At 67.9% G+C, this 12,867-nt stretch carries 15 protein-coding genes; 4 read left to right on the top strand and 11 right to left on the bottom strand.

Translation table 11 applies throughout. The annotated features are described in order from the left end of the window. Both ACOI1H_RS08720 and ACOI1H_RS08715 read right to left on the bottom strand, forming a co-directional pair. Window positions 1–221 (bottom strand): DUF4238 domain-containing protein (locus ACOI1H_RS08720; protein ID WP_422436703.1); only part of this gene is annotated, 221 nt, incomplete at its 3' end. Window positions 222–357: 136 nt separating this feature from the next. Beyond that, on the bottom strand, window positions 358–1,386 hold the full coding sequence (locus ACOI1H_RS08715; RefSeq protein WP_422436702.1) for a sensor histidine kinase: 1,029 nt from the start codon (window positions 1,384–1,386) through the stop codon (window positions 358–360). A gap of 143 nt (window positions 1,387–1,529) precedes the next feature. Between ACOI1H_RS08715 and ACOI1H_RS08710 the strand changes: the two genes are divergently transcribed. Next, the gene (locus ACOI1H_RS08710; RefSeq protein ID WP_422436700.1) at window positions 1,530–2,273 is read left to right on the top strand and encodes an NYN domain-containing protein; all 744 of its coding nucleotides are present in this window, start codon (window positions 1,530–1,532) and stop codon (window positions 2,271–2,273) included. A gap of 69 nt (window positions 2,274–2,342) precedes the next feature. Beyond that, on the top strand, window positions 2,343–3,320 hold the full coding sequence (gene mbfA / locus ACOI1H_RS08705) for an iron exporter MbfA (protein ID WP_422436698.1): 978 nt from the start codon (window positions 2,343–2,345) through the stop codon (window positions 3,318–3,320). Window positions 3,321–3,393: 73 nt separating this feature from the next. On the opposite strand, the gene ACOI1H_RS08700 is transcribed toward mbfA, so the two are convergent. From ACOI1H_RS08700 to ACOI1H_RS08680, 5 genes are all read right to left on the bottom strand, one after another. Beyond that, window positions 3,394–3,972 (bottom strand): GNAT family N-acetyltransferase, encoded by a 579-nt coding sequence (locus ACOI1H_RS08700; protein ID WP_422436696.1) that lies wholly within the window; start codon window positions 3,970–3,972, stop codon window positions 3,394–3,396. After that, on the bottom strand, window positions 3,969–6,065 hold the full coding sequence (gene glp, locus ACOI1H_RS08695; protein WP_422436695.1) for a gephyrin-like molybdotransferase Glp: 2,097 nt from the start codon (window positions 6,063–6,065) through the stop codon (window positions 3,969–3,971). Before glp ends, ACOI1H_RS08700 begins: the two co-directional genes overlap by 4 nt. After that, window positions 6,062–6,565, bottom strand: coding sequence for a molybdopterin-guanine dinucleotide biosynthesis protein B (mobB, locus tag ACOI1H_RS08690; protein WP_422436693.1), 504 nt, complete (start codon window positions 6,563–6,565; stop codon window positions 6,062–6,064). Before mobB ends, glp begins: the two co-directional genes overlap by 4 nt. After that, entirely contained in the window at window positions 6,562–7,143 is a 582-nt protein-coding gene (gene mobA / locus ACOI1H_RS08685) for a molybdenum cofactor guanylyltransferase MobA (protein ID WP_422436692.1), read from the bottom strand. The genes mobB and mobA overlap by 4 nt, the downstream gene beginning before the upstream one ends. 181 nt (window positions 7,144–7,324) lie before the next feature. Beyond that, complete coding sequence (locus ACOI1H_RS08680) at window positions 7,325–8,203, bottom strand: formate dehydrogenase accessory sulfurtransferase FdhD (RefSeq protein ID WP_422436691.1); 879 nt, start codon at window positions 8,201–8,203, stop codon at window positions 7,325–7,327. Between the two features lie 62 nt (window positions 8,204–8,265). Here ACOI1H_RS08680 and ACOI1H_RS08675 point away from each other — a divergent pair, with 62 nt between their 5' ends. Beyond that, a complete protein-coding gene (locus tag ACOI1H_RS08675; RefSeq protein ID WP_422436689.1) occupies window positions 8,266–8,964 on the top strand; it encodes an AzlC family ABC transporter permease in 699 nt (232 codons plus the stop codon). Further along, window positions 8,961–9,296, top strand: coding sequence for an AzlD domain-containing protein (locus ACOI1H_RS08670; protein ID WP_422436688.1), 336 nt, complete (start codon window positions 8,961–8,963; stop codon window positions 9,294–9,296). Before ACOI1H_RS08675 ends, ACOI1H_RS08670 begins: the two co-directional genes overlap by 4 nt. Window positions 9,297–9,305: 9 nt before the next feature. On the opposite strand, the gene ACOI1H_RS08665 is transcribed toward ACOI1H_RS08670, so the two are convergent. From ACOI1H_RS08665 to ACOI1H_RS08650, 4 genes are all read right to left on the bottom strand, one after another. Further along, window positions 9,306–9,917 (bottom strand): hypothetical protein, encoded by a 612-nt coding sequence (locus ACOI1H_RS08665; protein ID WP_422436687.1) that lies wholly within the window; start codon window positions 9,915–9,917, stop codon window positions 9,306–9,308. Then, entirely contained in the window at window positions 9,917–10,051 is a 135-nt protein-coding gene (locus tag ACOI1H_RS08660) for an aa3-type cytochrome c oxidase subunit IV (protein ID WP_422436685.1), read from the bottom strand. The genes ACOI1H_RS08665 and ACOI1H_RS08660 overlap by 1 nt, the downstream gene beginning before the upstream one ends. A gap of 209 nt (window positions 10,052–10,260) precedes the next feature. Continuing rightward, window positions 10,261–11,286 (bottom strand): MBL fold metallo-hydrolase, encoded by a 1,026-nt coding sequence (locus ACOI1H_RS08655; RefSeq protein ID WP_422436683.1) that lies wholly within the window; start codon window positions 11,284–11,286, stop codon window positions 10,261–10,263. 164 nt (window positions 11,287–11,450) lie between these two features. Further along, entirely contained in the window at window positions 11,451–12,791 is a 1,341-nt protein-coding gene (locus ACOI1H_RS08650; RefSeq protein WP_422436682.1) for an ABC1 kinase family protein, read from the bottom strand. Window positions 12,792–12,867 lie beyond the last annotated feature (76 nt).

The following is a 12,867-nucleotide window of genomic DNA, read 5'->3' as shown; positions in this document are numbered from 1 at the left end:
CCCTCCATCTCCGCGAGACCATCTTCCAAATAGTTTGGATCGACGCCATCGATCTCTACGCGATTGAAATGCCTCTTGCTTGCCACATTTCGGACTGAGGTCTTAAAGGCCTCGTTGGTGGAGGAATCAAAAGTGAAGACCCGTGCTTTGCGGCCTAATCCATCCGCAAAGTTCCGCAAATAGAGTTGGGGAACATAGTGGTGATTAGCTTTCTCCGCCACGGCTTACCTCTGAGTTAAAGAAACTTATGAGTTCTCGTATATGTTCCGACATGCATCTCCAATGTCGGCTTTGTCCCGCTCACCGGACCTCCGACACCCTCGGTGTTTTCTTCTGCCGCGCCAGTTCCAGAGCCGGTCAGTCCGCCGCCTCCACGAGGCTGATGCTGGTGCCGGTGGCGACGGCGTCCACCACGATCCGGCCGCCGGCGGTTTCGGCGAAGCTGGACATCAGAACCTTGCCGAGGCCGGAGCCCGCCGGGTCGGCGTCCGTGTCGCTGGCCGTCATGCCGGTGCCGTCGTCGTGGACAGTCATTCGCCAAGGGCCGTCCTCTGGCTGGCGGTAGGTCACGGCGATGGTGCCGGCCCGTTCGTCGGGAAAGGCGTGTTTCGCCGCGTTCGTCACAAGCTCGCTGAGGATCAGGCCAAGGGCCAGGGCGCGGTCGCGGTTGACGGAGACCGGATCGCAGTCGAGCGTGATGGTGACGCGGTGCCCGTCGAACAACCCGCGTTCCAGTTCGCGCACCAGGGGCGTGAAGTAGTGTTGCAGGGTCACGTCGCCGCTGTAGTGGTCGGTCGTGTAGATCGTCTGGTGGATCGCGGCAAAGCTTTGCACCCGGGTCGCAGCGGACATGAGGGCGGCGCGCGCCTCTGCCGAGGTCGTGCGGCGCTGCTGCATCGAGAGCAAGGAAGACACCATCGCGAAGTTGTTCTTGGTGCGGTGTTCGAGTTCGCGCATCAACAGGTTCTGCACGGTGATTTCACGGTTGCGCTCTTGCCGCGCGCGGCGGACGGCGGACCGGAAGACCTCGGCGAAGAAGAGGATGAAGAGGGCGGCCACGCCATTCACGAAGGTGCGCGACGGATCGCCCAGTTCGGCAAAGCGGAACGAATAGACGACAGGCAGCACGACATACCAGGCGTGCAGAAAGCACAGCAGGTAGGTGACGACCCCGGCCTGCCAACGCCCGTAGAGGGTCGCGATCATGATCGCCGGGTAGATGAGAGAGAACGGGCCGGCCCCGTAGGCGAACATGTCGATCAGCGCCCGGATCACGAGGGCCGCCAGAAAGCACAGCAGGCCGAATCCGGCCTGCACGACCAGTCGCGGCAGCCTTCCGGCCAGATCGTCGACCAGATCAAATTCGCTGAGCTTACGTCGGAGCATTGCGCGGGGTCCGTGGCCTGACAACGATGGTGCAGACATACGCGGCGAGGTGGCTGCTTGACCATCGTTATATGCGATCACCGGCGGGGTGGTCGCGGCCTTCGGCCTGCGCTAGGTCAGGGAAAACCTGAAAGGACCACGCCATGCCCGACCGTCGCCCCTTGCTGGCCGTGCTGATCGACGCCGACAACACCAGCCCCAAGTTCGCCGCCGCGATCTTTGAGGAGGTGGCGAGTTTCGGAGAGGCCTCGGTGCGCCGCATCTACGGAGACTTCGCGTCGCCGCAACTGGGCGGTTGGAACAAGGTGCTGCTGGAACACGGGCTGAACCCGCAGCAAAGCCCGGCCTATACGACCGGCAAGAACAGCAGCGACATCGCGCTGGTGATCGACGCGATGGACCTGCTGCACACCGGGCGGTTCCAGGGCTTCGTGCTGGTGAGTTCGGACAGCGACTTCACCTCGCTCGCCAGTCGCATTCGCGAACAGGGGCTGGATGTCTACGGCATCGGTCAGAAGAAGACGCCGGATGCGTTCCGGCGGGCGTGCAAGCGGTTCATCTTTGTCGAGAATCTGGGGTCCGACGGGGCGGAGCCTGTGGCCGAAGGTGTGCCCTCGACCCGCGCGCCGCAGGTCAGCGAGGCGAATACCAAGGAACAGCCCAGCAAGGTCGTGCCGCTGGTGATCTCGGCGATGAACAGCATCGACCCGGACGGCGACTGGTTCTCGCTCGGACAGTTGGGGCAGTATCTGGTCAGTGCCAACCCGGAGTTCGACCCGCGCACCTACGGCAGCGCAAAACTGTCGGATCTCTTGCGCAAGTCGGGCCGGTTCGAGGTGGCCCAGCGGCAGGGCGGAAACCATCTGGACGTGCGCCGGCTGGACTAGGGTGCAGAGGGCCTTGCAAGGACGGTGAATTCCGCTAGTTTGGAATGGTTCTAAACAAGGTGCCGCGCCATGATCCCGGGGTTTGCCAACCGACGCCGATTCTCTGACCTGAGCGAGCAGGAAGTGCTGGCGCTTGCCATCTCGTCCGAGGAGGACGACGGACGCATCTATCGCAGCTATGCCGAGATGCTGCGGGCGGAGTATCCCGCTTCGGGTGCCGTGTTCGACGGCATGGCCGAGGAGGAGGACCAGCACCGGGTCCGGCTGATCGACCTGCACCAGAAGCGTTTCGGCAACGTCATCCCACTGATCCGGCGCGAGCATGTGTCGGGCTTTTATGCGCGGCGTCCGGTCTGGCTGACGCAAAACCTGGGGCTGGCACGCATTCGCGAGGAAGCGGGCCAGATGGAGCGGGACGCGGCGCGGTTCTATCACGCGGCGGCGCAGGCGACGTCGGACGCGGACACGCGCAAGTTGCTGGGCGATCTGGCGCAGGCCGAAAGCGGGCATGTGGAAAAGGCCGATCAGCTGATCGAGCGCAACCTGGGCTCCGCGGCGCGGACCGAGGAGGAAGCGGCAGCGCATCGGCAGTTCGTGCTGACCTGGGTGCAGCCGGGGTTGGCCGGGCTGATGGACGGGTCGGTCAGCACGCTGGCACCGATCTTTGCCACCGCATTCGCGACGCAGGACACGCATACGACGTTCCTGGTGGGGTTGGCGGCGAGCATCGGCGCGGGCATCTCGATGGGCTTTACCGAGGCGGCATCGGACGACGGCGCGATTTCGGGGCGCGGGTCGCCGATCAAGCGCGGGATCGCGGCGGGGGTGATGACGACGCTGGGGGGACTGGGCCATGCGCTGCCCTATCTGATCCCGGATTTCTGGACCGCGACGATCATTGCGATGGTCGTGGTCTTTGTGGAGTTGTGGGCGATCGCCTGGATCCAGAACCGCTACATGCAGACGCCGTTCCTGCGGGCCGCGTTTCAGGTGGTGGTCGGCGGCGCGCTGGTCTTTGGCGCCGGTGCGCTGATCGGAGCGGGGTAATCCTGCGCGCAAATCCGGAACGAAGGTGGGGGCCAGCCCCCACACCGCCGGGATATTTTCGACCAGAAGAAGGTCAGACCGGGCGGGTCATGGTGATCGTCTGCCGGAAGCCGAAGATGTGTCGGAGCGGGCCGATGGACGTGGTCTTGGCCACGGTGAAGCCGAGGCGAGTGTAGAGAGCCTGCGCGCGCGGATTGCTGTCCACGACATCGAGGCGCAGGGCGGGGTAGCGGCGCGCCCGCGCCTCGGCGCTCAGCGCCTCTATCAGGGCGGTGCCGATGCCGCGATTGCGGGCGTGGCGCGCGACGGCGATGCCATCGGTCACGAAGCAGGTGTTTTCGGTGTCGCGGGCCAGCAGGGTCAGCACGGCGCTGCGCCAGAGCGCGCCGGGCCAGCCATAGATCTCCGCCAGCAGCGGCAGGCTGCCCGCGACGAAGGCGCTGCGGTGGGTCTTGAAGCCTGCGACGCCCAGAAGGCTGCCGTCGGGGGCGGTGGCGCAGATGACGTGGCTGGGATCGATGGCCTTTGCGATGAACGCAAGCGCCTGCGTGTCGGGACCAAGGACGCGGCCGAGTTTCGCGCCGAAGGCCTCCCAATAAAGTGCGGCGGCAGGCGCGCGCAGGTGGGCGGGGAGGCCGGTTGCGATCCTCACAGGCCGAAGCTGGTGAAGGGGATGTAGGTGACGGGGGTTCCGGGCGTGATCCGGGCGGCATCGTCGGGCAGGTCCACCAGACCCGTCGCCCATGACAGGCCGGAGACCCGGCCGGAGCCTTCGGACGGGAAGACCTCGACCGCGCCATCGGTGATGCGGGCTCGCAGGAATTCGCGGCGGCCCGGTTTTTTCGACTTCGTGAAGGCAGCGGGCAAACGGTAGCCCTGCGGAGTGGGCCAGTTGGCCCCGGCCAGCAAGGCAAGCGCCGGGTGCGCGAAGATCAGGGCGCAGACCTGTGCCGCGACCGGGTTGCCGGGCAGGCCGAAGACGGGTGTATCGGCCCAGAGGCCGAGCGCCAGCGGGCGGCCCGGTTTCATCGCGATGCGCCACAGGGCGAGGGTGCCGGTGCCTTGCAGGAGCGCTGACATGTGGTCTTCGTCGCCGGCAGAGGCCCCGCCCGAGGTCAGGATCGCGTCGCAGCGGGCGGCGGCGGCATCGAGAATGCCGCGCAGGGTCGGGCGGTCGTCGGGGGCGATGCCGAGGTCGATGGGCTGATGTCCCCAGCGGGCGATGTCGGCCAGCAGCATGGCGCGGTTGGCGTCGTAAATCTGGCCATCGGTCGCCGGGTCCCCGGGGGCGCGGAGTTCGTCGCCCGTGGACAGGACGCCGACGCGCAGGGGCCTGTGGACCGTGACCTGCGCGGTGCCGCAGGCGGCGAGGGTGGCAAGGTCGGCGGGGGTCAGGCGGTGGCGGGCAGGCAGAACGGCTTCGCCCGCCGTCAAGTCTTCACCGGCGCGGCGCGCGTTGGCGCGCTGTTTCAGCGGGCCGTGCAGTGCGATGTGGGCGGCACCGGCAGTCGTGTCCTCTTGCAGGACGACGGTATCGGTGCCGGCGGGGATGTTGGCGCCGGTGAAGATGCGGATCGCATGGCCGGGCGGAACGGTTCCGGCGAAGGGCTGGCCGGCGGCGGCACGGCCGGGGTGCAGGGGCAGGGTGTGGGACCCTTCGGGCAGCGGTCCCGCGAAGGCATAGCCGTCGACGGCGGCATTGGCGTGCGGCGGGTGGCTGCGCGCGGCGGTCACGGGGGCGGCGAGGATGCGGCCAGCGGCGTGGGCGAGGGCAATATCCTCGGTGCCGGTGACGGAGGAGAGGTGGCTTTGAAGGTGTGCGAGGGCCTGGTCCACGGGGGTCCAGTGCGCGCCCTGCGGCATGGCGAAGCAATCGTTGCGCAAGGGCGGCGGGGTGAGGACTGGATTTGCGGCCTTTTGCAGCAAGGCGGCATGGCCGAGGCCAAGCACCCAACCCTCGGGCGTGGGATCGACGGCCAGGACGGTCCGCCATTCCGCATCGGTGAGGGCCGAGAAGGCGCGGGCGTAGAGCGAGACCTGCGCCGCGTCGCGGATGGGGTGATCGGTGAGCAGCCGTGCCGGCAGGAGGGAGAAGTAGCTTTCCGCCAGCACGATGGACGTGTCCGGCGACTGGAACGGCCAGACCGAGAGGTCCGGGCCGAAGTGGTGGCGCAGGCGCGCGAGCGTCGGCAGGCCCATGATGACCTGACCGCCGACCGCCCCGGCCCCGGACAGTTGCCAGGGCGAGAAGGCACCGGGGGCCGCGCGGTCGGTCGCGCGGTGTTCGGGCAGGCCGTGGCCTGTGCGGTCGCGGCCCTTGCGCGGCAGATGATCGACATCGTGGCCGGGGCGTCCGTTGCCCCAGAACGGCCCGGTGCCGGGGAACAGGGCGTTGATCTGTCCGGCGAGGGTGAAGCGGTTGTTGGCGTCCGGCGTGTCGATGACCCGGTCCGCGAACCAGTCCCAGAGGGCAAGGGGGTCGTCGGAGCCGGTCAGCTGCGCGGCAAAGCCTGCGGGGTAGGCGAAGCAGAGGTCGAAGGCCACGAGGGTGCGGCGGTCTGCGGCAAGCTCTGCCGCGAGGGTATCGCGCAGCCAGGTTTCCGCGACCTGACGGTTGCGGTGATAAAGCGGGGCCTCTGCCGCGCCATCGCGGGCGATGCAGGTCCAGATCGCGTCCTTCTTGGGGGTGGCCCCTCGGTCGCGGCCGCCGGACCAGTCGACCATGATGACGGTATCGAAGCTCATCGTGCGGGCGGCAGGCCGAGGTGGCCCAGGATGAAGTCGGCGATGGCGGCGGTGTCGTCGAGGTGGAACTGCGGACGGTCGAGGGTGAGCGGTGTGTCGGTGGCGATGGCACGGATCGTGGGATCGGTCGGCGCGATCAGGGGATTCCCGGCGGCGGCGCGGTGCGCCTCGATCTTGGGGTGGGTGTCGCGCTTGTAGCCTTCGACGAGGATCAGATCGACGGGATCGAGCCGGGCCAGCAGATCGGTGAGCGGCGGTTCGGGGGTGTCGCGCAGCTCTGTCATCAGCGCCCAGCGGGTGCGGCTGGCCAGCAGGACCTGCGCGGCACCGGCGATGCGGTGACGGTGACTGTCCTTGCCGGGGTGATCCACGTCGAAGCTGTGGTGTGCGTGTTTCAGGGTGGAGACCGTCAGTCCACGGGCGGTGATCTCGGTGACGAGGCGTTCCATCAGGCCGGTCTTTCCGGCGTTCTTCCAGCCAGTGACGCCGAAGATGTTCACAGCATGCCCCGCGCGGTGGCGAGGTCGTCGGGGGTGTTCACGTTGAAGAAGGCCGTGTCGTCCGGGAACTCCGCCGTGCCGGCATGATGCGCGCGGGTGAACTGGACGATCTTGCGCAGACCGTCCGCAAGGGCCGTGCGCAGGGTGTCGCGCAGGCTGACGGGCCAGAGGCCGAAGGTGGGCTGGCGGCCGCCCGGCGAGGCGGCAAGGGCGAAGCCGGCAGGGCCGCCCGCGAGCAGGAGGCGCGGGACCAGATCGCAGGGCAGGAACGGCGTGTCGGCGGCGGCGGTGACGATGTGGGTGGCCCCCAGCGACGCGGCCCAATCGAGCCCTGCGAGGGTGCCCGCAAGGGGGCCGGGGTGATCGGGCAGGCTGTCCGGCAGGATGGGCAGGTGCAGGTGGGCAAGGCGTGCGGGGTCGCCGTTGGCGTTCAGGGCCAGACGGTCGACCTGCGGCGTCAGGCGGTCGAGCACGTGGCCGAGGATGGTGGTGTCGCCCAGGGGCAGCAGCCCCTTGTCGCCGCCCCCCATGCGGGTCGCGCGGCCGCCCATCAGGATGAGGCCGTGCGGCTGGATCACGAGGACACCGTGCGGCGCTGTTTGCGCTGCGCGCAAAGGCGCCCCGCCCGCCGTCCCCTGGGCGTGGCGCGACTGGCAGGCGTGGAGGGGGCGCAGCCCCCGCGGCTGCGCCGCCCCCCGGGATATGTCTGACCAGAAGAAGACGAGACTGCAGGGCTGCGGCGTGTGGTCATCGGATCGGTCATTCGGCGGCCTTGCGTCCTTGCTTGCGCGGCTCTTCGGGGATGCTGGCGGGATCGGCGTCGCGGATCAGGCGGTGGTCGCCGGCAAGGCAGGTGAACCGCTGCCCCTTCATGCGGCCGATGAGGGTGAGGCCTGTCTGCTGCGCGATCTCGACCCCCCAGGCGGTGAAGCCGGAGCGGGAGACGAGCGTGGGGATTCCCATGAGGGCGGTCTTAATCACCATTTCGGAGGTGAGGCGGCCGGTGGTGTAGAGCAGCTTGTCGGCGGGGGTGATGTCTTCGGCGAACATCCAGCCGGCGATCTTGTCGACGGCGTTGTGGCGGCCGACATCCTCCATGTAGACCAGCGGCGTGTCGCCCTGGCACAGGACGGTGCCGTGGATCGCCCCTGCCTCGAGGTAAAGGCTGGGCGTGCGGCTGATGGTGGCGGCGAGGGTGTAGAGGTCGGAGGTCCGGACCGGCGTCTGCGGCAGCGCGAGGTTGTCGAGACCCGCCATCATGTCGCCGAAGACGGTGCCTATCGCACAGCCGGAGGTGCGGGTCTTCTTTTGCAGTTTCGCCTCGTGGTTCGTCTCGACTGTCGTGCGGACGACGACGACCTCGAGTTCCGCGTCGTAGTCGACGCCGGTGACGACGTCGGTGTCCGAGAGCATCCCCTGATTGCGCAGGAAACCCAGCGCCAGATAGGCCGGGTAGTCGCCGATCGTCATGGCGGTGACGATCTCGCGGCTGTTGAGGTAGATCGTCAGCGGCCGTTCCTCGACCACGCGCAGGTCGACGGGGGCGCCGGTCTGGTCGGTGCCCGTGACGGCGCGGGTCAGCCGCGGCAGGTCGGGCTGCGGCGCGATCAGATAGGGCGTGTCGGTCAGGCGGGCCAATTGTCAATCCTGAGGCGCGGGGGTAGGCAAGGCGTGTTCAGTCCCGAAGCTAGGCCAAACCCATGACCGCTGCCACCGCGAAATCCGCCTTTTGGCAAGGGCTGCGGGACGGATCGCCCTTCGTGATCGTGGTGATTCCCTTTTCCCTGCTGTTCGGCGTGGCGGCGACCGATGCAGGGCTGACGCTGGGGCAGGCGATGGGGTTCACCGTGCTGGTCATCGCGGGGGCTTCGCAGTTCGCGGCCTTGCAGATGATGATGGACGATGCGGGAATAGCCTTGGTGCTGCTGGCGGCCCTGGCGGTGAACCTGCGGATGGCGATGTATTCGGCGGCACTGGTGCCTTATCTGGGGGCTGCGCCGCTGTGGCAGCGCGCCTGTGCGGCCTATCTGATGTTCGATCAGACCTATTTGGCCAGCGTGAAGGCCTATGAGGAACGGCCGGAGATGACCTTGCGTCAGCGCGTCGCCTATTACTTTGGCGTCGCCACGCCGATCACGCCGATCTGGTGCGGGATGACGGCGGTCGGCGTTCTGGTGGGGGCCACGATCCCGCCCGCCATGGCGCTGGATTTCGCGCTGCCGATCACGTTTCTGGCGATGGTGGCCCCGATGCTGCGGACGCTGGCGCATGTGGCGGCGGCGGGCACCTCGGTCGCGGTGGCGTTGCTGCTGATCGGGTTGCCGTCGGGGTTCGGCCTGCTGATCGCGGCGGGCTGTGCGATGACCGTCGGCGTGCTGGTGGAGGGACGGACGACGTGAGTTATACAACGGCACAGATCTGGGGAATCATCGCGGTGCTGGCCGTCGGCACGTTCCTGATCCGGTTTTCATTCCTTGGACTGATCGGCAACCGGCCGATGCCGGGGATCGTGCTGCGGCTGTTGCGTTACACGCCGGTCGCGGTGCTGCCGGGGCTGGTGGCACCGCTGGTCCTGTGGCCCGCCGCGACGGGCGGACAACCGGATGCGGTGCGTTTGGCGGCGGCCGTCGTGGCGCTGGCGGTCGGGCTTTGGACGCGTCAGGTGATCTGGGCGATCCTCGCGGGCTTTGCCGCACTTTATGCGGGGTTGTTCGTCGCAGGGCTGCTGTAGCCGACGCCGTCAGATCTGCATCGCGATCTCGGCCAGGGCGAGGGCCTTGTTGTCGGGATCGTCCTCGCGCCATTCGCGGGCGGCGACCCCCGGCAGCGCACCGAAGGCACTGGCCAGCGTGTTGGGAAAGAACGTCTGCGGCAGGCTGCCGAAGCCGGGGAGTTGCCGCAGCAACCGGGCGGTGGCCGTGGTGCAGAAGGATCGCGCGACGGGGCCGTTGGTCAGGGCAAGACTCGCCGCCTGTTCGGCTACGGCGTCGCTGACCTGCGCCGTCTGGGCGAGGACGTAGTAGGTTTCGCGCGCGTGGTAGGAGACGTAGTAGGCCTCGACATCTGGCGTGACGCCGAAGAGGACGTCGTTGCGTTCAGGAATCGTGGAATGGCGGAAGCTGCCGGCGGGGTCGAAGATGATCCGCTGGCTGGGCGCGTCGATCAACAGGCTGCTGTGCGCGCCGCCACTCGAGGACGTGCTGCGCATGGTGAACAGAGTCAGCACGCGGGGACCGGGCCCGGCGAATCGCTTTGTCGCGATCATCGCGGGCGGCGAGGAGGTCTGTGGCGCGGAACAGGCCCCGAGCGCCGCCAGCGGCAGCCCGAAGACCAGCGCCCGACGCGAGATCATCAGCCGTTGACGAGCGCGAGGAAGATCAGGAAGACGATGATCGCGATGGCGCCACGCGAGACGAACCAGATGAAGCTGTCAAAGGTCTTTTCCTGAACGCTGACGTCCATTTCGCCGTGCTTGTGGTCTGCCATGTGATCGGTCCCTTCTATCGGTTCGATGCTGTCCTAGACCATCGCACCGCGCCTGTCACGCCCCTGCGCACCGCCGGGCCTGCGACAGTGCGCCGCTTTCGCAAAGGTGTGAAGACCCGCGTGCAAGGCGTCGGTCCAGTCGCCCGAAGGCTGTGTCCCGGTCGCTATCGCGGATTGCGACGCCTGCACCCCCACAGGTCGACGTCGTGTCAGGGGATCGCCTGAAAATGCCAGGCATTGTCGCGGCCGAGCTTGCGCGTGGCGCGGCCCGTCTGGTGCAGGTGGTTCAGGTGCGCCACGGATTCAACGATGGCGAGGCCGTAGACCTGAGGCCCGATGGTCCGCTTGAACAGCGGCGCAAAGCAGTCGCCGGCGGTGCGCGGCACAGCGATATGGGCGTGCAGGCGGGTCAGGGCGGCGTGATGATTCTCGATCATCTGGGTCAGGCGCAGGGGCAGCCCGGTGTAGGGCAGCTTGTGCCCGCCAAGGACAAGCTGATCGGCGCGCGCATGGGGCTGGAACCGTTCGCAACTGGCGATCCAGTCGGCAACGGGGTCGGCCTCGGGCTCGGTCGGGTAGACACCCAGATTGGGGCTGATCGAGAGCAGCAGCTGGTCGCCGCCGATCACGAGGGCATCGTCGCGGGACCAGAAGGTCGCATGTTCCGGGGCATGGCCGTCGCCCATGCGGATGTCCCACGTGCGGCCGCCCATGCGGATCGTGCCGCCTTCGGTCAGGCGGGTGAAGCCGAGCGGCAGCGGATGGACGCAGTCGGCGAAGTTGAAGGGCTTTTCAGCGCGGCGACGAGCGAGCGTTTCGGCGTCCATGCCGGCGCGTTCCCAGAATGCGATCTGCTGCGGCGAGGGGGTATCCTGTGCGTCGAGGGTCAGCATCCGGGCCATCAGCCAGGCGGTGCGCGGCATGAAGAGTTCGGTCCCGCGATCCATGAACCAGCCCGCAAGGCCGACGTGGTCGGGGTGGTGATGGGTCACGACGAGGCGGGTCACGGGCTTGCCGGCCAGCGGTCCGGCCAGCAGATCATCCCACAGTGCGCGGGTCTTGCCACTGTCGAAGCCGGTGTCGATGACCGTCCATCCGTCGCCGTCGTCGAGCGCGTAGACGTTCACGTGATCGAGCGCCATCGGCAGCGGCAGGCGCATCCAGAGCACGCCGGGGGCGACGGTGATGGCAGTCCCGGGGGCCGGGGGATCGGGAAAGGGGGTGGTAATCTTCATGGCCCCGGCCTGACGGATTTTCGGACCGGGGTAAAGGCCGGGGTACGGACGCCGTGGCGTCCCGGTGGGAGGGACCTCTTATTGATAGCGTCCCGGTTTGCGTCACGGCGGGACGACGCTGTTGCCCGCTGGCGCGGACAAGGCGCCCCGCCCACCGTCCCCTGTCAACGTGGTGCAATGGACTCCGGGTCGAGATGGGCGCGCAGCAGCGCCATGATGTCGACCTGAGCGCCCAGACGGGAGGCCAGAAGGAAGATGCCACCGAACTTGCGCTGCAGCAGCAGCACGTCGATGGGCAGGGGGGGCGGGACTAAGCCGTCCTCGGCCAAGGCCATGCCGTCGCGCTGGAGTTGGCGGGACAGGGCGGTGTCGGTGAAATCGAAGGGGCCGGGCGTGCGCAGGGCGGCGAAAACCTGTTGCATCATGTGGACGATCGCCGCGCTGTGGCGCGGGGCGGTGTCGGAGCCGATGAAGCCGATCCGGTTCGCGATAGCGGTGAGGGCCGTGGCATCGTCGCGCAGGCCGGCGTGCAGCAGGTCGCGGTAGAGGCCGGTCACGCGCGGATCGAGGTCGCGGGCCGCGCCGAAATCCAGCAGGGCGATGCGACCCCTGTCGCGCTGTTCGCGGAAGTTGGCGAAGTTGGGGTCGGTCTGCATGTAGCCGAAGTCGAAGACCTCGCGCAGGGTCAGCGCGATCAGGTCGCGGACGATGCGGTTGCGGGTGTCGGGATCGGCTTCGGCGGCAGCCTCGATCGGGGTGCCGGGCAGGTAGGTCATGGCGAGGATCTGCGGTGTGGACAGCGCCGCGTGAACCTGTGGGACGACGAACTGTGGACTGCCAGAGAGGAGCGCCGCGCTGCGGGTCAGCTGAGCCGCCTCTCGGACGTAGTCGGTTTCCTCGTGCAGTTGTGCGCTGGCCTGCGCCAGATAGGGAGCGAGGTCGAGCCCCTTGGGCAGCAGGCCGGACAGGGCAATCAGGGAGCCGACGTTGGCGATGTCGCTGTCGATGCTGCGCGAGATGCCGGGGTATTGCACCTTGATCGCAAGGTCCGTGCCGTCACGCAGCACGGCGCGGTGGACCTGCCCGATGGAGGCCGCTGCTATGGGGCGGACGTCGAAGGTGCGGAATTGCGCCAGCCAGCCCTTGGGCCACTGGGCGTCCAGCACGCGGCGCAGTTGCGCGGGCGGCATGACATGGGCGTCGTCGCGCAGGCGGGCCATGATCTGCGCGAGTTCCGGCGGCAGCACGTCGCCGGTGTCCATCGACATGAGCTGCCCGACCTTCATTGCGGCACCGCGCATTTTGGCAAGCTGGTCGGCGATGCGGGTCAGGTTAGACGGGGTCAGCAGCAGGTCGCGAAAGCTGGGTCGCTGGCCGCGCCCCAGCTGCGCCAGACCGTGCCGCGCCATGTTGCCGGCGACTCCGGCAGTCATGGCGGACAGATGTCCCAGTCGCACAAGGCGATGGGCGGGCACGGCGACGGGGCGGGCGGGGGGCTTGTCCATCGCACTGAGATAGCCGGGACGACCGGACCTGCAAGTGAGGCAGGGCCGCGTCCGATTGTCCCGTGCGATTGTCAGG

It is taken from the genome of Loktanella sp. DJP18, from assembly GCF_049310965.1.
GTDB lineage: Bacteria > Pseudomonadota > Alphaproteobacteria > Rhodobacterales > Rhodobacteraceae > Loktanella.
The sequence above is the reverse complement of the archived record's forward strand: the minus strand, read 5'-3'. Positions and strand labels throughout refer to the sequence as shown.